The sequence below is a fragment of the Variovorax paradoxus genome (assembly GCF_030811855.1).
Taxonomy (GTDB): domain Bacteria; phylum Pseudomonadota; class Gammaproteobacteria; order Burkholderiales; family Burkholderiaceae_C; genus Variovorax; species Variovorax paradoxus_L.
In genome coordinates this window covers 87,873-113,858 of sequence record NZ_JAUSRN010000016.1, presented here as the reverse complement: position 1 = coordinate 113,858, position 25,986 = coordinate 87,873, and the positions used below count along the sequence as shown (strand labels likewise).

At 65.4% G+C, this 25,986-nt stretch carries 24 protein-coding genes; 7 read left to right on the top strand and 17 right to left on the bottom strand.

The genetic code is table 11. The features are described from left to right. Positions 1–11: 11 nt before the first annotated feature. From J2X92_RS24785 to J2X92_RS24755, 7 genes are all read right to left on the bottom strand, one after another. The gene (locus J2X92_RS24785) at positions 12–1,214 is read right to left on the bottom strand and encodes an acetyl-CoA C-acyltransferase (protein ID WP_307579714.1); all 1,203 of its coding nucleotides are present in this window, start codon (positions 1,212–1,214) and stop codon (positions 12–14) included. Continuing rightward, a complete protein-coding gene (locus J2X92_RS24780; RefSeq protein ID WP_307579711.1) occupies positions 1,211–1,630 on the bottom strand; it encodes an endonuclease domain-containing protein in 420 nt (139 codons plus the stop codon). The genes J2X92_RS24785 and J2X92_RS24780 overlap by 4 nt, the downstream gene beginning before the upstream one ends. Positions 1,631–1,693: 63 nt before the next feature. Beyond that, positions 1,694–4,117 carry a 3-hydroxyacyl-CoA dehydrogenase/enoyl-CoA hydratase family protein gene (locus J2X92_RS24775; protein ID WP_307579709.1) on the bottom strand — a complete coding sequence of 808 codons (2,424 nt, stop codon included), beginning with the start codon at positions 4,115–4,117 and terminating at the stop codon, positions 1,694–1,696. Positions 4,118–4,153: 36 nt separating this feature from the next. Next, positions 4,154–4,588 carry a DUF2147 domain-containing protein gene (locus J2X92_RS24770; protein ID WP_307579707.1) on the bottom strand — a complete coding sequence of 145 codons (435 nt, stop codon included), beginning with the start codon at positions 4,586–4,588 and terminating at the stop codon, positions 4,154–4,156. A gap of 39 nt (positions 4,589–4,627) precedes the next feature. Beyond that, the gene (locus J2X92_RS24765; RefSeq protein WP_307579706.1) at positions 4,628–6,424 is read right to left on the bottom strand and encodes an acyl-CoA dehydrogenase C-terminal domain-containing protein; all 1,797 of its coding nucleotides are present in this window, start codon (positions 6,422–6,424) and stop codon (positions 4,628–4,630) included. Positions 6,425–6,486: 62 nt separating this feature from the next. Next, positions 6,487–7,188 carry a TetR/AcrR family transcriptional regulator gene (locus J2X92_RS24760; protein ID WP_307579704.1) on the bottom strand — a complete coding sequence of 234 codons (702 nt, stop codon included), beginning with the start codon at positions 7,186–7,188 and terminating at the stop codon, positions 6,487–6,489. Positions 7,189–7,319: 131 nt separating this feature from the next. After that, a complete protein-coding gene (locus tag J2X92_RS24755; RefSeq protein WP_307579702.1) occupies positions 7,320–8,078 on the bottom strand; it encodes an SDR family oxidoreductase in 759 nt (252 codons plus the stop codon). Between the two features lie 130 nt (positions 8,079–8,208). Between J2X92_RS24755 and J2X92_RS24750 the strand changes: the two genes are divergently transcribed. Next, a complete protein-coding gene (locus J2X92_RS24750; RefSeq protein ID WP_307579700.1) occupies positions 8,209–9,093 on the top strand; it encodes a LysR family transcriptional regulator in 885 nt (294 codons plus the stop codon). A gap of 78 nt (positions 9,094–9,171) precedes the next feature. Here the strand turns inward: J2X92_RS24750 and J2X92_RS24745 are convergent, their stop codons facing one another. Genes J2X92_RS24745 through J2X92_RS24735 form a run of 3 tightly spaced genes read right to left on the bottom strand, consistent with a single transcriptional unit; the run spans position 9,172 to position 11,529 of the window. Further along, positions 9,172–10,020 (bottom strand): fumarylacetoacetate hydrolase family protein, encoded by an 849-nt coding sequence (locus tag J2X92_RS24745; RefSeq protein WP_055801425.1) that lies wholly within the window; start codon positions 10,018–10,020, stop codon positions 9,172–9,174. A gap of 31 nt (positions 10,021–10,051) precedes the next feature. Then, positions 10,052–10,798, bottom strand: a complete 747-nt coding sequence (locus J2X92_RS24740; RefSeq protein WP_307579698.1) for an SDR family NAD(P)-dependent oxidoreductase — start codon at positions 10,796–10,798, stop codon at positions 10,052–10,054. Then, on the bottom strand, positions 10,795–11,529 hold the full coding sequence (locus J2X92_RS24735; RefSeq protein ID WP_307579695.1) for an SDR family oxidoreductase: 735 nt from the start codon (positions 11,527–11,529) through the stop codon (positions 10,795–10,797). The genes J2X92_RS24740 and J2X92_RS24735 overlap by 4 nt, the downstream gene beginning before the upstream one ends. A 124-nt stretch (positions 11,530–11,653) precedes the next feature. On the opposite strand from J2X92_RS24735, the gene J2X92_RS24730 reads away from it, so the two are divergent. Genes J2X92_RS24730 through J2X92_RS24720 form a run of 3 tightly spaced genes read left to right on the top strand, consistent with a single transcriptional unit; the run spans position 11,654 to position 15,007 of the window. Beyond that, the gene (locus J2X92_RS24730; protein ID WP_307579693.1) at positions 11,654–12,361 is read left to right on the top strand and encodes a FadR/GntR family transcriptional regulator; all 708 of its coding nucleotides are present in this window, start codon (positions 11,654–11,656) and stop codon (positions 12,359–12,361) included. A 53-nt stretch (positions 12,362–12,414) separates the two neighbouring features. Then, a complete protein-coding gene (locus J2X92_RS24725) occupies positions 12,415–13,941 on the top strand; it encodes a UxaA family hydrolase (RefSeq protein ID WP_307579691.1) in 1,527 nt (508 codons plus the stop codon). Positions 13,942–13,948: 7 nt separating this feature from the next. Continuing rightward, the gene (locus J2X92_RS24720) at positions 13,949–15,007 is read left to right on the top strand and encodes a malate/lactate/ureidoglycolate dehydrogenase (RefSeq protein WP_307579689.1); all 1,059 of its coding nucleotides are present in this window, start codon (positions 13,949–13,951) and stop codon (positions 15,005–15,007) included. A 16-nt stretch (positions 15,008–15,023) separates the two neighbouring features. On the opposite strand, the gene J2X92_RS24715 is transcribed toward J2X92_RS24720, so the two are convergent. The 5 genes from J2X92_RS24715 to slmA form a co-directional block, all read right to left on the bottom strand. After that, a complete protein-coding gene (locus J2X92_RS24715) occupies positions 15,024–15,911 on the bottom strand; it encodes a DMT family transporter (RefSeq protein ID WP_307579687.1) in 888 nt (295 codons plus the stop codon). After that, the gene (locus J2X92_RS24710; RefSeq protein ID WP_307579685.1) at positions 15,904–16,719 is read right to left on the bottom strand and encodes a DUF2182 domain-containing protein; all 816 of its coding nucleotides are present in this window, start codon (positions 16,717–16,719) and stop codon (positions 15,904–15,906) included. The genes J2X92_RS24715 and J2X92_RS24710 overlap by 8 nt, the downstream gene beginning before the upstream one ends. Before the next feature lie 61 nt (positions 16,720–16,780). Beyond that, positions 16,781–17,383, bottom strand: a complete 603-nt coding sequence (locus J2X92_RS24705) for a DUF1326 domain-containing protein (protein WP_018903738.1) — start codon at positions 17,381–17,383, stop codon at positions 16,781–16,783. A gap of 152 nt (positions 17,384–17,535) precedes the next feature. Beyond that, positions 17,536–19,059, bottom strand: coding sequence for a catalase (locus tag J2X92_RS24700; protein WP_307579683.1), 1,524 nt, complete (start codon positions 19,057–19,059; stop codon positions 17,536–17,538). Positions 19,060–19,189: 130 nt separating this feature from the next. Then, positions 19,190–19,846: a nucleoid occlusion factor SlmA gene (gene slmA / locus J2X92_RS24695; RefSeq protein WP_307579680.1), complete on the bottom strand. Its 657-nt coding sequence runs from the start codon at positions 19,844–19,846 to the stop codon at positions 19,190–19,192. Positions 19,847–19,968: 122 nt separating this feature from the next. Between slmA and galE the strand changes: the two genes are divergently transcribed. Next, on the top strand, positions 19,969–20,988 hold the full coding sequence (galE, locus tag J2X92_RS24690; protein ID WP_307579678.1) for a UDP-glucose 4-epimerase GalE: 1,020 nt from the start codon (positions 19,969–19,971) through the stop codon (positions 20,986–20,988). A 27-nt stretch (positions 20,989–21,015) separates the two neighbouring features. Here the strand turns inward: galE and argB are convergent, their stop codons facing one another. Continuing rightward, positions 21,016–21,909, bottom strand: coding sequence for an acetylglutamate kinase (argB, locus tag J2X92_RS24685; RefSeq protein WP_307579676.1), 894 nt, complete (start codon positions 21,907–21,909; stop codon positions 21,016–21,018). 58 nt (positions 21,910–21,967) lie between these two features. Then, positions 21,968–23,065 (bottom strand): glycosyltransferase family 4 protein, encoded by a 1,098-nt coding sequence (locus J2X92_RS24680; protein ID WP_307579674.1) that lies wholly within the window; start codon positions 23,063–23,065, stop codon positions 21,968–21,970. Positions 23,066–23,110: 45 nt separating this feature from the next. On the opposite strand from J2X92_RS24680, the gene J2X92_RS24675 reads away from it, so the two are divergent. Then, entirely contained in the window at positions 23,111–23,866 is a 756-nt protein-coding gene (locus J2X92_RS24675; RefSeq protein ID WP_307579672.1) for a glycosyltransferase family 2 protein, read from the top strand. Beyond that, entirely contained in the window at positions 23,812–25,965 is a 2,154-nt protein-coding gene (locus tag J2X92_RS24670) for an acyltransferase family protein (RefSeq protein WP_307579670.1), read from the top strand. The genes J2X92_RS24675 and J2X92_RS24670 overlap by 55 nt, the downstream gene beginning before the upstream one ends. Positions 25,966–25,986: the final 21 nt, after the last annotated feature.

Here is a 25,986-nt window from a genome sequence, read left to right as displayed (position 1 = left end):
CGCGTTGCCGATCAGACCCGCTCGAAAATGCCCGCTGCGCCTTGCCCCATCCCCACGCACATGGTGACCATGCCGTACTTCAGGTTTTCACGGCGCAGCGCGTGCACCACGGTCGCCGCGCGAATGGCGCCGGTCGCGCCGAGCGGATGGCCCAGCGCGATTGCGCCGCCCATCGGGTTGACCTTCGACGGATCGAGCCCCAGCGTGTTGATGACTGCGAGCGATTGCGCGGCAAAGGCTTCGTTGAGCTCGAACCAGTCGATGTCCTCGTGCTTGAGCCCCGCATAGCGCAGCGCAGCGGGAATCGCCTCGATCGGGCCGATGCCCATGATGTGCGGCGGCACGCCCTTGCTCGCAAAGCTCACGAAGCGCGCGAGCGGCGTGAGGCCGTATTGCTTCACGGCCTTCTCGCTCGCAAGGATGAGCGCGCCCGCGCCGTCGGAGGTCTGCGAGCTGTTGCCGGCCGTGACGGTGCCACGCGCGGCAAACACGGTGCGCAGCTTGGCCAAGCCTTCGAGGCTAGTGTCGGGGCGCGCGCCTTCGTCGAGGTTCACCGTGCGCGTCTTCGCGATCGACTCGCCGGTCTCCAGGTTCGGCGTGCGGTCGGTCACTTCGATGGGCGTGATCTCATCCGTGAACTTGCCGGCCTTCTGCGCGGCCAGTGCCTTCTGGTGCGAGGCGAGCGCAAACTCGTCCTGCGCCTCGCGGCTCACCTTCCACTGCTGAGCGACTTTTTCGGCCGTGAGGCCCATGCCGTAGGCAATGCCGACGTCGCCTTCGCGCTCGAAGATCGAGGGAGAGAGAGACGGCGAGTTGCCCATCATCGGCACCATGCTCATGCTTTCGACACCGGCCGCGATCATCACGTCCGCCTCACCGACACGGATGCGGTCCGCGGCCATCTGCACTGCAGAGAGGCCCGAAGCGCAGAAGCGGTTGACGGTAATGCCGCCGATGCTGGTCGGCAGGCCGGCCAGCACCGCGCCGATGCGCGCGACGTTGAGACCCTGCTGCGATTCCGGAATCGCACAGCCGCAGATGATGTCTTCGATGGCCTTCGGGTCAAGACCCGGCACGGCGGCGAGCGCGGCCTTGAGCGTGGTGGCGAGCAGGTCGTCGGGACGGTAGTTGCGGAAGTAGCCGCGGTGGGATTTGCCGATGGGCGTGCGGGTGGCGGAGACGATGTAGGCGTCTTGGATTTGTTTGCTGCTCATGAAGAAGCTCCTGGATTTTCTTGCCCCTTCCCCCTCCGGGGGAAGGCTGGGATGGGGGCCGGCGGCGTCAGCAGGTCGAGCCGATTGGCAATCGCCTGAAGCACCCCATCAAGATTGGTGAACGGTTCGTTGGACGCAAAGCGCAGTACCTCGAATCCATGCTCGCGAAGGAAGGTTTCGCGTTTCGCGTCGTAACCCTGCTGCGTCTGGTGCTGAGAGCCGTCGAGTTCGACGATGAGCTTCGGCTCCAGGCATGCAAAGTCAGCGATGTAGTTGCCGAGCGGATGCTGACGGCGAAACTTGACGCCCAACTGCTCGCCGCGCAGGCCGCCCCAGAGCTTTCGCTCCGATTCGGTCATCTCGCGGCGAAGCACTTGTGCGTTCGCGCGGGCATTCGGTGTGGCTTGGTTTCGCATCGTGTCTGGTTGGAGATCGCCCCCATCCCTGCCTTCCCCCGGAGGGGGAAGGAGAAATGCAGGTCAGTTCCGCACCGGCTTCCCCGTACTCAACATCCCCATGATCCGCTCCTGCGTCTTCGGATGCACGATCAGCGAGCAGAACGCCTTGCGTTCCAGCGTCATCAGGTACTCCTCGGTCACGAGCGAGCCCGCGTCCACGTCGCCGCCGGTCACCACGTTGGCGATCAGGCTCGCGATGTGGAAGTCATGCGCGCTGATGAACCCGCCGTCGCGCATGTTCACCAGCTGGCCCTTGATCGTCGCGGCGCCGCTGCGACCCGCCACGCGGAAGCTGCGGCGCAGCGGCGCGCGGTAGCCGGCGTCGGCCATGGCCTTGGCCTGCTGCAGTGCCACGTAGAGCAGCTCATCCTTGTTCGGCACGATCACGTCGCTATCGAGCAGGTAGCCGAGCTTCTTCGAATCGAGCGCGCCTGTGCCGACCTTGGCCATGGCCGCGGCGGTGAAGCCTTCGGTGAGGAACGGCAGGAGGTCGTTGCCGGTGGAGGCCGCGGCGTTTTCGGCCGCACGACGTGCGATGTAGGTCAGACCGCCCGCGCCAGGGATCAGGCCCACACCCACTTCGACCAGGCCGATGTAGCTTTCCATCGCCGCGACGCGCTTGGACGAATAGACAGCCAACTCGCAGCCGCCGCCCAGCGCCATGCCGCGTACGGCCGAGATCACCGGCACGCTCGCGTAGCGGATCTTGAGCATCACGTTCTGCAGTTCTTCCTCCGCGCCTTCGACCGCGCCGATGCCGGCGACCACGAAGGCCGGCAGCATTGCCTGCAGGTCGGCGCCTACCGAGAACATCTCATCGGGCGACCAGATGACGAGGCCCTTGTATTCGGCTTCGGCCAGGTCGACCGCGGCGCCGAGCGCCTCGGCCACATCGGGGCTGATGGCATGCATCTTCGAATGGATGCTCGCGATGAGCACTTCGCCATCGAGCGTCCACACGCGCACGTCGCCTTCGTCGCTGATCGTGGTGCCTGCGGTGTTCGCATCGGCCGCGTTCGCGCCGAGCACGCTTTCGGGGAACAACTGGCGGTCATGCACCGGCAGCTTGCGCTGCGGCACGAACTTGCTCTGCGAAGCGCTCCACGAGCCTTCGGGCGTGTGTACACCACCCGCTTCGGCCACTGGGCCTTCGAACACCCATTTGGGCAGCGGCGCAGTGCTCAATGCCTTGCCGGTGTCGATGTCTTCCTGCACCCACTTGGCAACCTGCGCCCAGCCGGCTTCCTGCCAGAGCTCGAACGGACCCTGCTTCATGCCGAAGCCCCAGCGCATCGCATAGTCAATGTCGCGCGCGCTCTCTGCAATGGTCTCCAGATGCACGGCGGCGTAATGGAAGCTGTCGCGCATGATGGCCCAGAGGAACTGGCCCTGCGGTCCTTCGCTCTCGCGCAACAGCTTCAGGCGCTCGCCCGCGGGCTTCTTGAGCATGCGGCCATACACCTCGTCGGCCTTGGCACCGGCGGGCACGTAATCGCCACTCTTCAGATCGAAGCGCAGGATGTCGCGGCCGGCCTTCTTGAAGAAGCCGGCCTTGGTCTTCTGGCCTAGGTTGCCGAGCTCGAGCAACTTGGCAAGCACCGGCGGCGTCGCAAAGTTGGCGTAGAACGGATCGCTCTTCTCATCGAGGTTGTCCTGCAGCGTCTTGACCACATGCGCCATCGTGTCCAGGCCCACCACGTCGGCCGTGCGGAAGGTGCCCGAGCTCGCGCGGCCCAGCTTCTTGCCGGTGAGGTCGTCCACCACGTCGGGCGTGAGACCGAACTTTTCCACTTCTTTCAGCGTCGCCAGCATGCCGGCGATGCCGACGCGGTTGGCGATGAAGTTGGGAGTGTCGTGCGCGCGCACCACGCCCTTGCCGAGCGTGCTGGTGACGAAGGCCTCGAGGTCGTCGAGCACCTTCGGTTCCGTGGTGGGCGTGTTGATCAGCTCCACCAGGAACATGTAGCGCGGCGGGTTGAAGAAGTGAATGCCGCAAAAGCGCGGCTTCAGGGCTTCGGGCAGCGCTTCGCTCAGCTTGGTGATCGAAAGGCCCGAGGTGTTCGAGGCCAGGATCGAATGCTTGGCGACGTGCGGCGCGATCTTCTTGTAGAGATCGAGCTTCCAGTCCATGCGCTCCGCAATGGCTTCGATGATGAGGTCGCACTCGCCGAGCTTGGCGAGGTCGTCCTCGTAATTGGCCTGCTCGATGAGCACCGCATCGGCCACGTCACCGAGCGGCGCGGGCTTGAGCTTCTTGAGGTTGTCGATGGCGCGCGTGACGATGCCGTTCTTCGCTGCACCTTGAGCGACAGCGCCGGTCGCGTCCTTGGCCGCCAGGTCGAACAGCACCACGGGCACGTGCACGTTGACGAGGTGGGCGGCGATCTGCGCGCCCATCACGCCGGCGCCGAGCACGGCGACCTTCTTCACTTGAAATCGGGACATGTTGATTGGTATTTCTTGGATTGAAAACGCGGCGGTCTACTGGACACGATTCCAGGTCTGGGTGCGCCAGAAGGGCCCCAGGTAGCCGCGCACTTCGAGCTTCTTTCCGCCGTCGATGGGCGTGAAGCTCGCGCGGTACTCCTTGCCGTTCTCCGGGTCGAGGATTTTTCCGCCTTCCCAGACGTCCTTGCCCTCGGCCTTCTTGCCGCCGCGGATGATGTCGAGCCCGGTGATGGGCTTGCCCTTGCGGTCGTCGCTGCATTCATCGCAGATCGCGTCGGGCCTGGCGTCCTTCCGGAGCGACTTCTCGATGCGGCCGATGAGCGCGCCGCCGGATTCGCCGATGCGGATCTCGGCCTTGACCTCGCCCGTCTTGTCGTCGACGTTGCGCCACAGGCCCACCGGGGTGCTCTGGGCCATGGCTGTGGCAGAGATAGCGGCCAACGCGATGGCTGCAAACAACGATTTCATATTGAGCTCCCGGCTGGACGATGAAGAAGGACAGCAGCCTCAGGCCAGCGCCGCTTCGGTGTCCATCAACACCTTGCTGCCGGCGCGCGCGGTGCGCATCAGCGTCGCGGTTTCGGGGAACAGCTTGGCGAAGTAGAAGCGCGCGGTCTGCAGCTTGGCAACGTAGAACGGGTCGGTGTTGCCGGCGGCAATTTCGCGCAACGCCACCTGAGCCATGCGGGCGAACAGGTAGCCGAACACGAAGTGCCCGGCCACGCGCAGGTAGTCCACCGCGGCGGCGCCCACTTCGTCGGGGTTCTGGAAGCCCTTGAAGCCGATCTCGGTCGTGAACTTGGTGAGCTGGTCGCCCAGCAAGGCAATCGGGTTGATGAACTCGGCCATCTTCTCGTTCACGCCTTCTTCTTCCACCAGCTTGGCGACGAGCTTGCCGAACTTCTTGAGCGATGCGCCGTTGTTGCCCAGCACCTTGCGGCCCAGCAGGTCGAGCGACTGGATGGTGTTGGTGCCTTCATAGATCATGTTGATGCGGTTGTCGCGCACGAACTGCTCCATGCCCCATTCCTTGATGAAGCCATGGCCGCCGAACACCTGCATGCAGGCATTGGTGGCGATGTGGCCGTTGTCGGTGATGAAGGCCTTGACGATGGGCGTGAGCAGCGCAACCAGTTCGCCCGAGTCCTTGCGCACCTTCTCGTCGGGATGGTTGTGCTCCTTGTCGAGCAGCATCGTGCAGAAGATCTGCAGCGCGCGGCCGCCTTCGGCATACGCCTTGGCCGTGAGCAGCATCTTGCGCACGTCGGGGTGCACGATGATGGGATCGGCTTCCTTGTCCTTGGCCTTCACGCCGGAGAGCGAACGCATCTGCGTGCGGTCCTTGGCGTAGGCCAGCGCATTTTGATAGGCCACTTCGGTCAGGCCGAGCGACTGGTTGCCCACGCCCAGGCGCGCGGCGTTCATCATCACGAACATGGCCTGCAGGCCCTTGTTGGGCTCGCCCACCAGCGTGCCGGTGGCGCCTTCGATCACGATCTGCGCGGTGGCGTTGCCATGGATGCCCATCTTGTGCTCCAGGCCGGCACAGAAGATCGGGTTGCGCTCGCCGAGCGAACCGTCGGCCTTGACCTTGAACTTGGGCACCACGAACAGGCTGATGCCCTTGCTGCCCTTCGGCGCATCGGGCAGGCGCGCCAGCACCAGGTGAATGATGTTGTCCGTCATGTCGTGCTCGCCGGCCGAGATGAAGATCTTGCTGCCGGTGATGCGATAGGTGCCGTCGGCCTGCGGTTCGGCCTTGGTGCGCAACAGGCCCAGATCGGTGCCGCAGTGCGGTTCGGTCAGGCACATGGTGCCGGTCCATTCGCCGCTCGTGAGCTTGGGCAGGTAGGTCTTCTTCTGTTCGTCGGTGCCGTGGGCCACCAGGGCTTCATATGCGCCGTGCGAGAGGCCAGGGTACATGGTCCAGGCCTGGTTCGCGCTGTTGAGCATTTCGAACAGGCACTGGTTCACCACAAACGGCAGGCCCTGGCCGCCGAAGGCCGGGTCGCACGACAGCGCGGGCCAGCCTCCTTCGACGTACTTGGCGTATGCGTCCTTGAAGCCCTTCGGCGTCTTGACTTCGTGCGTGGTCTTGTCGAGCTTGCAGCCCTCTTCGTCGCCGCTGATGTTGAGCGGGAACGTGACTTCGGCGGCGAACTTGCCGGCCTCTTCGATCACAGCGTTGATGGTGTCGGCATCGGTCTCGGCATGGGCCGGAAGCGCCTTGAGTTCGTCGGCGACGTTGAGCACTTCGTGCAGCACGAACTGCATGTCGCGTACGGGTGGGTTGTAAGTAGGCATCCGGAACTCTCCTGGTCGAAAACTGGAAAAAAAGAAAAGGGAAGAACGAAAAAAAAGGGGGCTCAGCGCACCGGCTTGAGCCGGCGGGAAGCGGAAGGCTTGGCCTTGGCGGCAGTCGCTTCGGCCGGCGGCGCTTCAGGTGTGGCGCTGCGCGCGAGGATGTTGTCGAAGCCGACGTTGGCGCGGCCAATGGAGCCGGGCACCTGGAGAAAACGCGCTTCGTAGTGCAGCGCGAGGATCAGGCCGTGGACCTCGAAAGCGAGCTGGCGCTCGTCGGCGTCGGCGCGCAGATGGCCTTCGCTCTTGGACTGCACGATGGCGCGCAGGACGGCCGCCTGCCAGATGCTGACCGACTCCACCAGCGCATCGCGCACCGGGCCGGGACGGTCGTCGAATTCGGAAGCGCCGCTGATGTAGATGCAGCCCGAGTCGATCTCGGCCGAGGTGCGCTTCATCCAATTGGCGAACATGGCGCGCAACCGCGGCAGGCCGCGCGGCGCCTCGAGGGCCGGAAAAAACACCTCTTGCTCGAAGCGCGCGTGATACTCGCGCACCACCGAGATCTGCAGTTCCTCGCGCGAGCCGAAGTGGGCGAACACGCCCGACTTGCTCATCTTGGTGATCTCGGCCACGGCGCCGATCGACAGGCCCTCGAGCCCGATCTGCGCCGCCAGCGCCAGCGCCGCGTCGACGATGACGGCCTTGGTCTGCTGGCCCTTCTGGGCGGCGCGGACCGGTTTGGCGGGAACGGCATTGACGGACATCGTGGAAGCTCCGAATAAAACGAACGGTCGTTCTATTTTGCAGGCGCTTTGCGATTTTGGCTGTCAATGTCCTTCTATAGTTGAAGGTTAATCGGTGCGGGGCGGGGCCGCCACTGCCCCGCCCGCCCGGATCAAAATTCCTGCGAAACGGGCCGGAGCACCACCTCGTTGATGTCCACGTTCGCGGGCTGCTCGACGGCGTAGACCACGGCGCGCGCCACCGAGTCAGCGGGAATCTGGTTGGATTCGTAGAACGCCTTCACCCCGGCCGCGCTCTCGGCGTCGCTGCTGCCGAACTTCAGCTCCGAATCCACCGCGCCCGGCGACACGATGGTCACGCGCACGCCGCTGTTGCCCATTTCGACGCGCAGCCCTTCGGAGATGGCACGCACCGCGTGCTTGGTCGCGCTGTAGACGGTGCCAATCGGCGTAAACACCTTCAGCCCCGCGATGGACGCCACGTTGACGATGTGGCCGCTGCCCTGCGCCTGCATGCGCGACAGCACCGCGGCAATGCCGTAGAGCACGCCCTTGATGTTGACGTCGATGGTGCGATCCCATTCGTCGACCTTGAGCTTCTCGATCGGCGACAGCGGCATCACGCCGGCGTTGTTGACCAGCACGTCGATGCGGCCGAAGGCTTCCACGGTGGCGGCCGCGAGCTTTTCCAAATCGGCGCGCTTCGCCACGTCGGTGGCGACGGCCATCGCTTCGCCGCCGGCTTCGCGAATTTCGGCGACCACTTTGTCGAGCCGGTCGGTGCGCCGTGCCGCGAGCACCACCTTGGCGCCGCGTGCGGCCAGGTGGCGCGCGGTCGATTCGCCAAGCCCGCTGCTCGCGCCCGTGACGATGGCAACCTTGCCGCGGATGTTGTCTTGTACGGATGTCATGGGGATTTCCTTTCGGGTGTGTTGAAGAAGAAGTGCATGCAGTGTGGAAAATCCATGCGTTCCCGTAAATGAAACTCTTGCGACTTCAGAATTCCTCAAACTGGAATTCGCCTCCTCTTGAAAGCAGCCCATGGCCAATCGTCTCGAAGCCCTGCGCGTGTTCTGCACCGCCGCCGCTGCCGCCAACTTCCGCGAAGCAGCCGCGCGCCTGTCCGTCTCGCCGCAGGTGGTGACACGCGCGGTGCGCGAGCTCGAAGAAGAACTGGGCGAGCCCTTGTTCCACCGCAGCACGCGCGGCGTGCAGCTCACCGATTTCGGGGGGCAACTCGCGGAGCGCGCGAGAGTAGCGGTGGGTGGCGTCGACGAACTTTTCCACCATATCGACCGACGCACGCTGTCGCAGCATGCGGGCACGGTGCGGGTCACGGCGCCGCATGTGTATGCGCGGCTCATCCCGCAGGCGCTGGCGCCGCTCGTGGCAGCGCATCCGGGGCTGGTGCTAGACCTGCGCCTGTCGGAACAGCATGCCGACGTGGTGGACGAGCAGATCGACATCGGCGTGCGCGTGGGGCCGATGCGCGACGCCCGCTTCGTCGCGCGGGCCGTCGGGAAAATGCCCCTGCGTGTGGTGGCCGCGCCAGCGCTCATTGCGCGACTGGGCACGCCGCGTGATCTCGATGCCCTGTCCGCCCTGCCGCTGACGGCGTTGATCAACCGCAGCTCCGGCCGCCCCTGGCCGTGGCCATTCAGCAAGCGGCGGGTGCTGACGGTCTCGTCGCCCGCGTTCGTCACGGACAACATCGATGCCGAATGCGCCGCTGTGTTGGGCGGCGTCGGCTTCGGCCAGCTCATCGGACCGCTGGCCGAACCATGGCTGCAGTCGGGCGCGCTCGTGGCCGTGCTGGAGGCGGATGCGCCGGAGCCATTTCCGATTCACGTCTATCGTCCGCAGCGCGCGCCGGTGCCGGCACGCGTGCGGCTGGTGTACGACGAGCTGATCCGGGTGCTGCGCTGAGCGCGCTGCCGCGCGTCAACAAAAAAGGCGCGCCGGGCTTTCGCCCGCCGCGCCTTTCGTGGCTCGCTGCCGCGAGGCTCAGAGCTTGAAAGGCACCACTTCCTGGCGCTGCTCGCCCAGGCCTTCGATGCCCAGCGTCATCACGTCGCCCTTCTTCAGATAGAGCGGCGGCTTCATGCCAAGGCCGACGCCGGGCGGCGTGCCGGTGGTGATGACGTCGCCGGGCAAAAGCGTCATGAACTGGCTCAGATAGCTCACGATCTTGGCGATGCTGAAGATCATGGTCTTGGTGTTGCCGGTCTGCATGCGCTTGCCGTTGAGGTCGAGCCACATCGACAGCTTCTGCGGGTTGGGCACTTCGTCGCGCGTGACGAGCCAGGGGCCGAGGGGGCCGAAGGTGTCGCAACCCTTGCCCTTGTCCCAGGTGCCGCCGCGCTCGATCTGGTATTCGCGCTCACTCACGTCGTTGATGGTGCAGTAGCCGGCCACGAAATTGAGCGCATCTTTCTGCGAGACATAGCGCGCGCGCGTGCCAATGACCACGCCGAGCTCGACTTCCCAGTCGCTCTTGACCGAGTTCTTGGGCAGCATGACCGGATCGTTCGGGCCCTGGATGCAGCTGGTCGCCTTCATGAAAACCACGGGCTCCGCGGGGATCGGCAGGCCCGATTCGGCCGCATGATCGGCGTAGTTCAGGCCGATGGCAATGAACTTGCCGACGTTGGCGACGGGGCTGCCGAAACGCGGCTTGCCCCTGACCAGCGGCAGCTTGTCGACCTTTTGCTTCTGCAGCTTGGCAAGGGCGGCGTCGCCGAGCTGCTCGGGCCCGATGTCCTTGACCACCGCGCTCAGGTCGCGCAGACGGCCTTCGCCGTCGATGAGGCCGGGCTTTTCCTTGCCGGGGTTGCCATAGCGAACGAGTTTCATGTTGTCCTTTCTTGTGAGACTGATTGACTGGCTAGTAAGTGGAGCGGCCGCCGGAGAGGTCGAACACGGCGCCGGTGGAGAACGAGCAATCTTCGGTGCAGAGCCAGCCGACCATAGCGGCCACCTCCTCCACCGTGCCGAAGCGGCCCATGGGAATTTTCGAGAGCATGAACGCGATGTGCTCGGGTGTCATCTGGTCGAAGATGGCGGTCTTCACCGCCGCGGGCGTCACGCAGTTGACGCGGATACCGGTGTCGGCCAGCTCCTTGCCCAGCGACTTGGTGAGCGCAATGACGGCGGCCTTGCTCGCACTGTAGGCGCTGGCGTTCGGGTTGCCCTCTTTTCCGGCCACGGAAGCAATGTTCACGATTCGGCCATAGCCCTGCCTTTGCATCTGGGCCACCACCTCGCGGCAACAGAGAAAGACGCCGTTGACGTTGACGTCCATCACCTGCCGCCAGTCGTCGACGGGGTAGTCCCACAGCTTGGTGTTGGGACCGGTGATGCCGGCGCTGTTGACCAGCGCGTCGATGCGCGGCGCATGGGCCAGCGTGGCCGCCACGGCCGCGGCCACCGAAGGCTGCTGCGCCACGTCGACCTTGACCGCGAAGGCCTTGACGCCCAGCGCAGTGCAAGTCTGGCGGGCCGCGGCTTCGTCGCGGTCCCAAAGGGTGACGCTGCCGCCCGATGCGATCAGCCGCTGTGCAATGCCGAAACCCAGCCCCGCCGCGCCGCCGGTCACCACAGCATGGCGGCCGGCGAAGTCGAGCTGGTTCATATGGTGAGACCGCCGTCGACCGTGAAGGCCTGGCCGGTCGCGAACACCGATTCGTCGCTCGCGAGGAACACCACCACGGGCGCGATCTCTTCGGCCTGTGCGAGGCGGCCCATGGGCTGGCGCGCAATGAATGCCTTGCGCGCAGCCTCGGGATCTTCGTTGGCGTTGATGCGATCGCCGAGCGAGGGCGTATCGACCGTGCCAGGACAGACGGCATTGCAGCGGATGCCGCGGGTCACGAAGTCGGCCGCCACGCTCTTGGTGAGGCCGAGCACCGCCGCCTTGGTGGTGCCGTAGACGAATCGGTTGGGCAGGCCCTTCATGCTGGAGCAGACGCTCGCCATGTTGATGATGCTGCCGCGTCCAGCCGCCAGCATGACGGGCAGAGCGGCCTGGATGGTCCAGAACTGCGCGCGCACATTAAGGTTGAACGCGAACTCCAGGTCCTTGTCGGTAGCGTCGAGCGCGGTGCCGTTGTGCACCACGCCGGCGCAGTTGAACAGCACGTCGAGCGCCGGAAGACTCTTGAAGAAGGCGGCGATCGCGTCCTTGTCGAGCACGTCGAGCCTGGCGGTGCGCACGTTGGCCACGCCGGCGTAGCGCTCGAGCAGCTTCTCGTTCACGTCGGTGGCCCATACCTGGGCGCCTTCGGCCGCCATGGCGAGAACGCTCGCGTGGCCGATGCCTTGTCCGGCCGCCGTGACGAGCGCGGTCTTGCCCTTGAGTCTCATGCATGTCTCCTTGAAAGTTGGAAGCGGCCGTTCAGGGTTTGGCCCGATGGCAACGGCGCAGCGAGATCGTATTCTGAATTGGCCTTACCACTTGTCCAATTCAGGACAACCCTTAACACCACCCGTGCCGCTCCAGACCGTCGAACCCCAGCGCCTGTACCGCCAGATTGCCGACCAGCTGCGAGGGCTGATCGGCAAGGGCGAATTCGCGGTCGGTGCGCGGCTGCCGGCCGAGCGCGACCTGGCCAAGCAACTTGGCGTGAGCCGGCCTTCGGTGCGCGAGGCGCTGATTGCGCTCGAAGTCGAAGGCTGGGTCGAGGTTCGAACGGGCTCGGGCGTGTACGTGCTCGACCGCTCGCATCGCGCGGCCAAGCCGATCGCGCCCACCGAATGGGGCCCGCTGGAGCTGATTCGCGCGCGCCGCGTGATCGAGGGCGAGACCGCCGCCATCGCGGCCACCGTCGGCAAGCGCAAGGACATCGACGCCATGAGCCGCGCCATCGAAATGATGCGCGAGCTCGCCGACCGCGAAGTGATGCCGCTCGAAGGCGACCGCGCATTCCACGTGGCCATCGTCAACGCCAGCGGCAACACCGTGCTGATGGAGACGGTGCAAAGCTTCTGGGATTCACGCAACGGCCCCATCTTCACGCGGCTGGGCGGCTACTTCGAAACAGTGGCCTCCTGGCGCTCGGCCATTGCCGAGCACGAGGCCATCCGCGACGCGGTGGCCGCACACGACGCCGAGGCCGCGCGCGCCGCGATGCACGCCCACATGGACAACTCGCACCAACGATTCAGCGCGAGCTGGCGCCGCGCAAAAGCCGCCTGAATCGCCAGCGTTTCCTTCATCAAATTTCTTTAACCCACACCACGAGTTCCACGATGAATCCCTTCATTCGACTGCATCCGGCCGACGACGTCGTGATCGCGCGTAGCCAACTGGTCGGCGGCGCCAAGGTCGAAGACTTCGCCGTGCGCGGCCTGATTCCCGCCGGCCACAAGGTGGCGACGCGCGCCATTGCCGCCGGTGAGCCGGTGCGCCGCTACAACCAGATCATCGGCTTTGCGAGCAAGCCCATTGCGGCCGGCGAACACGTGCACACGCACAACCTCGACATGGGTCCCGACAAGGGAGATTTCGAGCGCGACTATGCGTTCGGCGCCGACGTGAAGCCCGTGCCCCCAAAGCGCGAGGCCACCTTCATGGGCATCAAGCGCGCCGACGGCCGCGTGGCCACACGCAACTACATCGGCGTGCTCACGAGCGTGAACTGCTCGGCCACGGCGGCGCGCGCCATTGCCGACCACTTCTCGCGCAAGACCAATCCATCGGCGCTGGCCGACTACCCGAACGTCGACGGCATCGTGGCGCTCACGCATGGCACCGGCTGCGGCATGGACACGCAAGGCATGGGCATGCAGATCTTGGAGCGCACGCTCACGGGCTATGCCACGCACCCGAACTTCGCGGGGGTGCTGGTGGTGGGCCTGGGCTGCGAGGCGAACCAGATCAATGCCTGGCTTGCGACCGGTCACCTGGCCGAGGGCGAGAACTTTCGCACCTTCAACATCCAGGACACCGGCGGCACGCGCAAGACGGTGGAGAAAGGCATCGCGCTGATCAACGAGATGCTGCCGCGCGCCAATGCGGTGAAGCGTGATCCCTGCAGCGCGGCGCACATCACGATCGGGCTGCAATGCGGCGGCTCGGACGGCTACTCCGGCATCAGTGCCAATCCGGCGCTGGGGGCGGCGGTCGATCTGCTGGTGGCGCATGGCGGCACGGCCATCCTCAGCGAGACGCCCGAGGTCTATGGCGCCGAGCATCTGCTGACGCGCCGTGCTGTAAAGCGCGAGGTCGGCCAGAAGCTGGTGGACCGCATCAAGTGGTGGGAGCACTACACCGAGATCAACGAAGGCGAGATGAACAACAACCCCTCGCCGGGCAATAAAGCGGGCGGCCTCACGACCATCCTCGAAAAGTCGCTTGGCGCGGTGGCCAAGGGCGGCACCAGCAACCTCGAGGCGGTGTACGAGTATGCCGAGCCCGTCACGGCGCACGGCTTCGTCTATATGGACACGCCGGGCTATGACCCCGTGAGCGCTACCGGGCAGGTGGCCGGCGGCGCAAACGTCATCTGCTTCACGACCGGGCGCGGCTCGGCCTACGGCTGTGCGCCTTCTCCTTCGCTGAAGCTCGCGACCAACTCGGCGCTGTGGCAGCGGCAGGAAGAGGACATGGACATCAACTGCGGCGAGATCGTGGACGGTACGTCGTCGATCCAGGAGATGGGCCAGCGCATCTTCGAACTGGTCTTGGCCACCGCGTCGGGTGAACCGTCGAAGAGCGAGAAGCATGGCTACGGCCAGAACGAATTCGTCCCATGGCAAGTCGGCGCCGTGATGTAAGGAACATATGCCCCAGACTCTTTCCGCCTCCGTTCTCCGGACGCAATGCGCCCGCATCCTCGAAGCCGCCGGTAGTACCCCGGCCGAAGCCAATCAGGTGGCCGACAACCTAGTATTGGCCAACCTGAGTGGCCATGATTCGCACGGCGTGGGCATGCTGCCGCGCTATGTCGATGCGGTGGCCGAGGGCGGCCTCGTGCCCAATGCATCGATCAAGGTCAATGCCGACATCGGCACGATGCTCGCGCTCGACGGGCAGCATGGCTATGGGCAGATCGTCGGCGTGCAGGCGACGGAGCTCGGCATCGCGCGCGCCAAGCAGCACGGCAGCTGCATCTTCACGCTCGCCAATGCGCATCATCTGGGCCGCATCGGGCACTTTGCCGAAATGGCGACGGCCCAAGGCCTGGTCTCGATGCACTTCGTCAACGTGCTGTCGCGGCCCGTGGTGGCGCCGTGGGGCGGCGGCGACGGGCGCTTTGGCACCAATCCGTGCTGCATCGGCATTCCGCTGGCGGGAGCCGAGCCTTTCCTGCTCGATTTTGCGACCAGCCGCGTGGCCCAGGGCAAGATGCGCGTCGCCCACAACAAGGGCGAACGGGTGCCCGATGGCTACCTGATCGATGAGCGTGGCGCGCCCACCAACGACCCCGGCGTCGTGGTGGTGCCGCAATCCAATGGCCTCTTCGGCGCGCTGATGACCTTCGGCGAGCACAAGGGCTACGGCATGGCGATGGCGTGCGAACTGCTTGGCGGTGCGCTCAGCGGCGGCGGAACCTGGCACCGCCCGGCCGACACCGCTCGCACGGTGCTCAACGGCATGCTGACGATCCTGATCGACCCGGCCAAGCTGGGAACCCAGGCGAGCTTCGAGCAGGAGGCGACCGCCTTCGTCGAGTGGCTGCGCCAGAGCCCGCCCGGCGCCGGCTTCGACCAAGTGCAGATTGCCGGCGAGCCAGAGCGCGCCGCACGCGTGGCACGCGAGCGCGATGGCATCTGGCTGGACGATGCGACGTGGGGAGAAATCGTCGCGGCCGGGTCGAAGGTGGGCGTGGCGATCGCGTAGAAGCCCGCCTGCCCGGCTAACGGCGTGCGTTGCGCGACTTCTGGCTCAGCACGATCGCAATGCCGCCGAGGATGGCCACCGATGCGGCCGCGAGCCGCGGCGTGATGGCTTCCGACAGCAGCAGCACGCCGCCGATCGCCGCCAGCAGCGGCACCGACAGCTGCACGGTCGCCGCCTGCATGGCCGAAAGACGGGCCAGCGCTGCATACCAGATGACATAGCCGAGGCCCGAGGTCACGGCGCCGGACGCCACGGCCAGCGCGATGCCGGTCGCGTCCGCATGGGCGCGGGCGACAAAGATCAAGCTCAGCGCCAGGGCCATCGGCACGGCCCGCAGAAAGTTTCGTGCCGTGGCGGCCAGCGGATCGGCCACGCCGCGTCCGCGCAGCGAATACACGCCCCACGCCACGCCGGCGACGGCCATCAGCACGGCGCCCAGGAGCGGCGGCGCGGCAACGCCCGGCAGCACCAGGTAGACGAGCCCGCCCGCCGCCAGCACGAAGCCGAGCCATGCAACCGGCCCGAAGCGCTCGCCGGACCCCAGGCCCGCACCGAGCATCGTGAGCTGGACCGCACCGAACAGAATCAGCGCGCCCGTCCCCGCCGGCAGGCTGAGGTAAGCGAAAGAAAAGAACGCGACGTAGGCGAACAGCATCGCGGCAGCGAGCCAGTCGACGCGGGCGGGCGACGGCGGCCGCGCCCGGAAACGCACGACGAGAGCCAGCGTGAGCGCGCCCGAAACCAGCCGGATGCTGCCGAAGCTGGCCGGATCGATGCCCTGGTGCTGCAGTGCCAGCCTGCACAACAGCGAATTGGCCGCAAACGCGACCATGGCCGCCGCGGTGAGGGCCACGGTCTGCAGGAGGGACGGAGCGCCGCGCGCCTCGGACACGGCTTCAGACATGCGACGCCACCGTGAAGACGGCCCAGCCCATCAGCGCGAACCCGAGCGGTGCGCTCAGGCGATGGCCCCAGCTAACGTTTTTTTCCAGTGCCATGATGACGGCCAGAAGAAGCATCCAGCCGAGGCTGCCCGTGCCGACGGCGAACATCAGCAGCATCAGCGCCCAGCAGCAGCCAACGCAGAACAGCCCGTGGTGCGTGCCCAGAACGAAGGCATGGCGGGCCTGCGCCCGCCCGCGCCAGTGCTCGATGACGAAGCTCAATGGCGAGCGGCACTTTTCGAGGCACTGGTGCTTGAGGCGGCTGAACTGGAAGGCGCCGGCCAGCGCAATGGTCGCGGCGCCGATCACCCAACCGTGCCAGGCCAGCGTTGGCGCGCTGGAGAGCAAAGCCAACACCGCGCTGTGGAGCCCGTGCGCCAGCAGCCCGAAGGCACCCCACACCGCCATGTAGCCAAGCCCCAGCATCACCAGCAGGCGCGCATGATCCGGGCGCCCCGTTGTCAACCTATCGAAGGCGTTGAAAAGCGGCAGCGTGGTCGGCAGCATCATGGCCATTGTCATGAGGATCCACGCCACCGCATAGAGCACCGCGGGCACCACCACGCCGCCGGCGGGAACGACCTGACACAGGAACGCGGCCGGGCCCGAGACGGTCCAGTCGCCGTGTTCGAGATAGCGTCCGTAAGGGCTGCGCGCCCAGGCCCACAACACCAGCCACGCAAGCGTGGCGAGCGCGGCAAGAACCGGCAGGAACACGCGGCGGTGGCGGACGGCGTGGCGCGGCGGCGAGCCGGCCATAGAGGTCATTGGGCAACCTCCGTGCTTCGCACTGCGGTGCGAGCTTGCTTGGGGCGGCCCGGCGCGGCGCTCATGAGTCGAAGACGAAGGTGCTCTGCAGCGCGTTGTGGTTCTTGATGTCGAGATCGATGCCGAGGGCGGGATTCTTCGACCGGTAGGTGGGTGCCTTGCCGACGAACACCGGGGCACCCGGCACCGTGGAGAACACGGTGTCCGACAGCGTGGTCTGTCCGCCGGTCGCGCCGCGGTAGGGCTCGAGTTCGGCGTAATAGTCCTTGCCGATCTCCAGTTCGCCCTTGCCTTCGTTCACGGTGAAGCGAATGGGCGCCCGCTCGACCGACACCACCTGGCCGATGAGCGCGGCCAGGTCGGCGATCGGCCCGCCGGCCTTCCCGGTGTAGACCTTGAGCAGCGCTTCCTCTTGTTCCTTGGAGGCCTTGTCGTCGACGAAGATTGCCGCCGTCCAGTTGCCTTCGAGGATGTTTCCGGGCACATGCGCCACGGCCGCGATGGTGTTGCCGCCGACGTCGACGCCGTCGATGGTTCCCTTGTCGATGCGCCAAGCGACGATGGTGTCGCAGGTGCCGTTGTCGGGGTCCTCGCCGATCCAGCAGGGACACAGGACATTGCAGTTGCAAACCTCCAGCAGGCGACCTTCCAGGTGATAGCTCATACGAACCTCCGTTCAGAAGCCACACAAACTCGGACTTGTCGCCGCGACTCAGCGGCAAGGGGGCGCTGATCGTACGCTTCGCAATGAAGCAAGTCGAGTGCGGCGCCCCGGTGCCGCAGCTATCGCCTGGGTACCCTCTGGTTGCTCTCCGATCAGCTGCGGCTCGCGTCGTGCGCCGGCTTGCCGATCTGGACGCTCACTTCCTCGCCCTTGAGCTTCGCCTGCACCGCCTTGATGGCCTTGTCGAGCCGCGCGCCGTAATCGGCATCGGCCTGGCGGAAGTAGCTCACCGAGCGATCGATGATGTCCTGCCGCGTCACGGCGCCCAGGCCACCCGCGATGCTGTTCACCAAACGCTGCTTCGCTTCCTCGTTCATCAGACGGTAGAGGTCGCCCGCCTGGACGAAGTCGTTGTCCTCGGGGTGCTTCTGCCACTGGTGGCTGCCTGTCCAGCCATGGATCTCGAGCGGCGCGTAGACCGGCTCGTTGCTCTGCTTGGGCGCGTTGCTGAAGCTGTTGGGCTCGTAGTTGGGGCCGCGGCCGCCATTGCCGTCGCCGCGCATGGCGCCGTCGCGGCCATAGTTCTGTGCCGTCGTCGCGTGCGGGCGGTTCACCGGCAGCTGCGTGTGGTTGATGCCCAGGCGGTAGCGCTGCGTGTCGCCGTAGCTGAACAGGCGGCCTTGCAGCATCTTGTCGGGCGAAGGGCCGATGCCGGGCACGAAGTTGGCCGGGTTGAACGCGGCCTGCTCGATCTCCGCAAAGTAGTTGTCGGGGTTACGATTGAGCGTGAGGATGCCGATGTCGATCTTCGGATAGTCCTTGTGCGACCAGACCTTGGTCAGGTCGAAGGGATTGAAGCGGTAGGTCTGCGCCTCGACCACCGGCATGATCTGGACCTGCACTTTCCAGCTCGGGAACTCGCCGCGCTCGATGGAGTGCAGCAGGTCGAGGTGGTGGTGATTGGGGTTCTCGCCGCCGACGCGCTGCGCTTCTTCGGCGACGAAGGTCTCGATGCCCTGGTTGGTCTTGAAGTGGTACTTGACCCAGAACGCCTCGCCCTTGGCGTTCACCCACTGGAAGGTGTGCGAGCCGAAGCCGTCCATGTGGCGGTAGCTCTTCGGAATGCCACGGTCGCCGAACAGCCAGGTGAACTGGTGCGTGGCTTCGGGTGAATGCGAGAAGAAGTCCCACGCGTTGTTGGGCTCCTGCACGTGGCTGTAGGGGTCGCGCTTCTGCGAATGGATGAAGTCCGGGAACTTGAGCGGATCGCGGATGAAGAAGACCGGGGTGTTGTTGCCGACGAGGTCGTAGTTGCCTTCCTCGGTGTAGAACTTGAGCGCAAAGCCGCGCGGGTCGCGCACCGTGTCGGCCGAACCGAGCTCGAGCGCCACGGTCGAGAAACGCGCCAGCACTTCGGTCTTCTTGCCAACCTGGCCGAGGAACCGGGCCTTGGTCCATTTCGATACGTCGGCCGTCACCTCGAAGGTGCCGAAGGCGCCCGATCCGCGCGCATGAACCACCCGTTCCGGAATGCGCTCGCGGTCGAAGCGGGCCAGCTTCTCGATGAGGTTGTGGTCCTGCATCAGCACAGGGCCGTTCACGCCGGCGGTCTGCGACTGCTGGTTGTTCTCGACGGGCGCGCCGTTTTCGGTAGTGAGTTTGCGGGAGTCGGTCATGTGGCTTTCCTCTTGTGAGTTGTCGAAGCCCATGCATTCTCTCAATGGACACAGCCTTTCTGCATCACATTGAGCTATCGCCTCGATAGGCGCCCGATCCCCAACGCAGCACCGCCTTGGCGCTATACGGCTAGACGATCAACGCGATCGTGGCTTCGAGATGCTCCGAAGGCGCGCGGCGGAAGCCAGAACGCGTGAAGCGCTGCAGTTGCCCGACCACGAAGGCCGTGAGCGCGGCGGCGCGCACCTGAGCATCCACCGTAGGCGTGCTCGAGCCGTCCGCTGCGGACGCGCCGCGCAGCACCTGGCGCAAGGTCGCTTCGATCTTGTCGAAGAACTGGTTCATGCGCTGCTGGAGCCGCTCGTTCTCGAACACCAGCGCGTCGCCCACCATGACACGCGTCATGCCCGGGTTGCGTTCGGCAAACTGCACCAGCAGCGTGAGGATTCGTGCGGCCTGCTGCGCGCCCGTTGCACCTTCGCGCTCGAGGATCTGGTTCACCAGCGTGAAGACGCTCTGCTCGATGAAGTCGATCAGGCCCTCGAACATCTGGGCCTTGCTCGCGAAGTGGCGATAGAGCGCGGCCTCGCTCACGTCCAGCCGCGCCGCCAGCGCCGCGGTGGTTACCCGCTCGGCGCCGGGTTGTTCGAGCATGGACGCCAGCGCCTGCAATATCTGCACGCGCCGCTCCCCGGGCTTGGGCCGCTTTCGCACAGGAGCCGCGGTGGTGCTCAGCGCCTCTGACTGGTTTTCTACGCCGGGATAGCTTGTCTCTTCGTTCTGCATGGGAGCGCGTGCAAAGATGTAATCAATTGATTCTCGCACAGGGGCGCTTGCACAGTGAGCACGTGCAAACCAGCCCTGGGAAAGCTCGTACAGAATCATGCTCTACACAAGAAAGAGTTCACATGGCCCAAAACAGCGTTCTGGTGACCGGCGGGGCAGGCTTCATTGGCAGCCACACCTGCGTGGCGCTGGCGGCCGCAGGATACGCGCCAGTCATTCTCGACAACCTTGGCAACAGCGACGTGCGGGTGCTGGAGCGGCTGCGCCAGATCACGGGCATCGCGCCGCGGCTGATCGAGGGCGACGTGCGCGACAGGAATTTGCTCGATCGCGTGCTGGCGAGCGAACGCTTCTCGGCCGTGATCCATTTTGCGGGCCTCAAGGCCGTCGGCGACTCGGTGGCCGATCCGCTCACCTACTACGACAACAACGTGCATGGCAGCCTGGTGCTCGCCTCGGCCATGCAGCAGGCGGGCGTGCACGCGCTGATTTTTTCATCGTCGGCCACGGTTTACGGCGAACCCGACCACTCACCCATTCCCGAAGACGCGCCCTGCAGGCCGGCCAATCCCTATGGGCGCTCCAAGCGCATGGTGGAAGAAGCGCTGATTGATCTGCACCACGCGCAGCCGAATTGGCGCATTGCACTGCTGCGGTATTTCAACCCGGTGGGTGCGCACGAGAGCGGGCTCATTGGCGAACACCCGCAAGGCAAGCCGAACAACCTGATGCCGTTCGTGTGCCAGGTGGCCGTGGGCCAGCGCGACAAGCTGCTCATCCACGGCAACGACTACCCAACACCCGATGGCACCGGCGTGCGCGACTACGTGCATGTGATGGACCTGGCCGAGGGGCACGTCGCGGCCCTGCGGCACGCAGAAAAGCAGGCAGGCCTGGTCACGCTGAACCTCGGCACCGGCCGCGGTGCCTCGGTGCTCGAGGTGGTGCATGCCTTCGAACGTGCGAGCGGGCGGCCGCTGCCTTACGAGATCGGCCCACGCCGGCCTGGCGACGTGCCCGCGTATTGGGGTGATCCATCGCTCGCAGAGACGACCCTCGGCTGGCGTGCCCGGCGCGGGCTTGAGCAGATGTGTGTGGACAGCTGGCGGTGGCAGCAGGGGAACCCGAACGGGTACCAATAGGCGAGCGGTCGCAGCCCAGTAGCGCGCTCAGCGCGCGCGAATCATCGTGCCGTAAGCCTGGTCGGTCAGGATCTCGAGCAGCATCGCGTGCGGCACGCGGCCGTCGATGATGTGCACCGCGTTCACGCCGCTCTTGGCCGCGTCGAGCGCGCCTTCGATCTTGGGCAGCATGCCGCCCGAGATCGTGCCGTCGGCGAACAGATCGTCGATTTCGCGTGCGCTCAGGTTGGTGAGCAGATTGCCGTTCTTGTCGAGCACGCCGGGCGTGTTGGTCAGGAGCATGAGCTTCTCGGCCTTGAGCACGGTGGCCAGCTTGCCGGCGACGACGTCGGCATTGATGTTGTAGCTCTCGTTCTCCTCGCCAAATCCGATGGGGCTGACCACGGGGATGAAGGCGTCGTCCTGCAGCGCCTTGACCACGCTGGGGTCGATGGAGACGATGTCGCCCACCTGGCCCACGTCGTGGTGCAGGTTGGGGTCGGTGCGGTCGGCCATCTTGAGCTTTTGCGCCCGGATCAGGCCGCCGTCGCGCCCGGTCAGGCCCACGGCCTTGCCGCCGGCCTGGTTGATGAGACCCACGATGTCCTGCTGTACTTCGCCGGCCAGCACCCACTCGACCACTTCCATGGTTTCGGCGTCGGTCACGCGCATGCCCTGGATGAAGCTGCCCTTCTTGCCCAGGCGGTTGAGCGCCGCCTCGATCTGCGGGCCGCCGCCGTGCACCACCACCGGGTTCATGCCGACCAGCTTGAGCAGCACCACGTCTTCCGCGAAATCGGCCTGCAATGCCGGATCGGTCATGGCGTTGCCGCCGTACTTGATGACGATGGTCTTGCCGTGGAACTTGCGGATGTACGGCAGCGCCTGGGCCAGGATCTCGGCCTTGTCGCGCGGGGGAATATTGAGGACGGGGTCGGTCATGGGCGGTCAGGCTCCAAAGCGAAGGACGATGAGGGAGATTCTCGCAAGGAAAGCGCGGTCAGGGGCGCAGCCAGCGGGGCACCTTGAAACGCACGATCATGAGATACGCGCCCACGTAGGTCGTGACGAACAGCAGGCAGAACAGCATCAGCACGACGGTGTTGTTCCAGAACAGCACGGCCGGCACCACCGACAGCGCCGCGAACATCCACAGATACGGCGAAGTCCTGTTGTTGCGTGCGAGCAATTGCCGGGCTTCGTCGTCGGCAAACGCCACCCGAACGATGCGGCGGAAGATCAGCTGGTGAAAGTGCAGGGCATCGGCCGTGCCGGGGGATTGCCCGCGCGCCAGCTTGCGATAGATGGAAAACAACGTCTCCCACACGGGGTAGATCAGCAGCAGCATCGGGAACCATGGCGAGACGACGCGGTGCCGCTGCACCAGCGTCACACAGGCTACCGCAATGACCATGCCCCATACGTAGGCGCCGCCGTCGCCGGCAAAGATCTTGCCTCGCGGATAGTTCCAGATCAGGAAACCGACGGTGGCACCCACCAGACACACCATCATGGCCGCCAGCTGGCGATCGCCCACCTGCAGCGCCACGTGCGAAACAGCCAGGCAGACCAGCACCGCCACGGTGCCGGCCAGGCCGTTGTACCCGTCGATGATGTTGAAGGCGTGCGGCAGGCCGCCAATGGCCAAGGCCGCAAACAGCACGGCGCCATAGGGAACCATGGCCAGCCACGTGTCGACGGTTTCGATGCCGGTGCGCGACAGGCTGAGCCCCAGCACCCAGCACACCAGCAAGGCGGAGCCGATAGTGAGCCCCAGCCGGTAGCGCACTCTGACGTTCTGCGTGACGTCTTCGACGATGCCCGCGAGCACCGCCGGCGCAATGCACAGCAGCGTAAGCATCGAGGTCTTGACCGGCCAGGACACGTTGAACGGATCGGTGCCGGTAATACCGGAAGCCAACCAGGCCGCGCCCATGCCGAGCAGGATCCCCGCGCCGCCAAGCCGCGGCACGTGTCCCCTGTGGAAGCGCTGGGGCATGTCGGTGCCGTAGAGCCGGGCGTGCCTGCGCGCGCGGCGCATGAACACCTGGACCGCAAAGGCGGAGACGAAAAAACTGATGACGATCAGAGCAATCATGTGTGGTTGTTGGGGAACCCTAGAATTCCCGAGCGAAATTAGACCATGCCAGCGCCCTCCCCCTCCCAACCCCCGATCACCGTTTCGATCGTCAGCCACGGCCAGCTCGCGCTGGTGCTGCCGCTGCTCGAGCAACTCGACCGCTTCAGCCGGGCCTCGACGGCCAAGGTGGTGCTGACGATCAACATCCCCGAACCCGACCTGCTGGACGGCCGGAAATGGGGCTTAGCCATCGAGCGCATCGAAAACGCGAGCCCCAAGGGGTTTGGGGCCAACCACAACCAGGCGTTCGAACGCTGCGACACGCCATGGTTCCTGGTGCTCAACCCGGACATCCGCTTCGACGGCGACGTGCTGGCCCCCTTGGTTGCACAGGCCGCGCCGGATGCAGGCCTTTTGACGCCGCGAATCTTGGAGCCGGACAAGAGCGCCCCCGAGCAGCACCGCGCGATCATCACGCCGCTTGAGATCCTCACCCGGCGCAAGCCCGGTTATGTGCGCCCAGCGGTACCTGACTGGATTCCGGGCCTGTTCATGCTGTTTCGAAGCGACGCCTACCGCCAGATCGGCGGTTTCGACGAGCGCTTTTTCATGTACGGCGAAGACTTCGACATCTGCGCAAGGACCCAGCTGGCAGGCTGGAAGCTGCAGGTTGGAGAAGACCTGCTCGCGCGCCACGAGGCCCAGCGCGCCAGCCGCAGCAGCAAGAAGCACCTTTACTGGCACGTGACCAGCCTGCTGAAGGTGTGGAGCTCGGCGGTGTTCTGGCGCTACTTGCGGGCGCGCCCCCGCCAATCCTGAAACAAACGCTTTCCGTTTGCGAAGACAATCCGGGGCCGGGAAGCCGGAGCCAAGCCGCCTTTCCCTCTCATACGACGACGATGACGACAACCAGCAGCCCGACATCCCCGCAGGAACACGCCCACCTCGTTCACCCCAAATACCGACCCGACATCGACGGCCTGCGCGCCGTCGCCGTGATTTCGGTGCTCGGCTACCACGCGTTTCCGCAGTGGATCAAGGGCGGCTTCATCGGCGTCGACATCTTCTTCGTCATCTCGGGTTTCCTGATCACCACGATCATTTTGGGGAGCTTCGAAGGTGACGGATTCAGCTACCGCGAGTTCTACGCGCGGCGGGTAAAGCGCATCTTTCCCGCGCTGGTGCTGGTGCTGGCGGCCACTTTCGCCTTCGGCTGGTATGCGCTGCTGCCGAACGAGTGGGTGCAGCTTGGCAAGCACGTGGCGGCGGGTGCGGGCTTCGTCTCGAACTTCGCCTTCTGGAACGAAGCCGGCTATTTCGACAACGCGGCCGAAACCAAGCCGCTGCTGCACCTGTGGTCGCTGGGTATCGAGGAGCAGTTCTACATCTTCTGGCCCGTGCTGCTGGGCCTGGCATGGAAGCGCAAGTGGCGAGTGCTTGCGGTGGTGGGCGCGGTGGCGGCCATGTCGTTTTTGCTCAACGTCACGACCATCCACAGCCACCGCACGGCGGCGTTCTACTCGCCGCTGTCGCGCTTCTGGGAGCTGATGCTCGGCGGCATGCTGGCGTACATGCGGCTTCATCGGCCCCTGCCAAAGCCGGGTTGGGGGCGCCATGCGCAGTCGATTGCCGGGCTGGTGCTGATCGGCCTGGGCCTGGCCTATATCCGCGGCAACAAGGCTTTTCCGGGGTTCTGGGCCATCCTGCCCACGCTGGGTGCGTTCTACTGCATTGCAGCCGGCCCGACCGGCGTGCTCAACCGCTACGTGCTTGCCTCGAAGCCGATGGTGTGGATCGGCCTGATCAGTTATCCACTTTACCTTTGGCATTGGCCCTTGCTCGTGTTCGCGCGCATCGTGGAAGGTGGCCTGCCATCCGAAGGCCTGCGCGCCTTTCTGTTGGCGACAGCGGTTCTGCTGGCCTGGATCACCTACCGATTTGTCGAACGCCCGGCACGGGCCTCGTCGGCGCCGCGCATGGTGCGCACACTCGGCGCAGCCGTGGCCTGCTTGGCTGTGCTCGGTGTCTTCGCCCTGACGAGCCGGCTCACAGGCCGCCTGGACGACTCTTACTTCGACACGGTCGAGGCGGCACGAAAGAACTGGGTGTTCGGGGAGGGCCTAACCCCGGCAAAACTGAAAAGCGGACAGACCGTCTTTAGGGTCGGCTCCGGCAAGGAGCGCGTCTTGATCATGGGCGACAGCCACGTCCAGCAATATGGAATCCGTGCCGCACAACTGGCGAAGGATCCAGCGCAGCAGCTGAACTCGATCACGTTCGCAACCGCACCCGGATGTCCTTTCGTCCCGGGTATTTTTCGCGATGCCACGCCGGGCTGCGACGAGTTGCGAACGGCCTTCATCGATTACGCTTTGAGCGACGATGTCGACACCATCGTGATCGGGGGATGCTGGAACTGCTATTTCATCGACCAGGCCCAGCCGGCCACGGGCGCGCTCAGCGAAGAAGGGTTCTACTTCCGCGCAGGCCCACAAAAGCTCCTCTTCCGCGAAGGCAGCGGAGTGGACGCATCACTGGCCTCGCTGGAGATTCTGCTGAAACGCATCGCTTTTAGGAAGAAGGTCTACCTGCTGCTGGACAACCCGATCGGCCTGGAATTCAGTCCCGAGCATTTGATCAGCGGGCACCGGCTTGGCACCATGCACGTCGGGCGGATGACACCTCACATTGCGCTTCGCACAACGCAGAACAACCTCAACCAGCGCATGGCCGAGATCGCCGCCCGTAGCGGTGCGTCGGTTGTCGATCCGCTGCCTTTTTTGTGCCCCGAGAATCAGTGCATCCGGGCCCTCGCCGACGGGACGCCGGTGTACAAAGATCGTGACCATTTTCGATCGGACTACGCTCGGACAGTGCCCTACCTCGACGACATCCTGCTCGAACGCCACGGCCGATGAAGGCAAGGCCGGCCGCTCAGT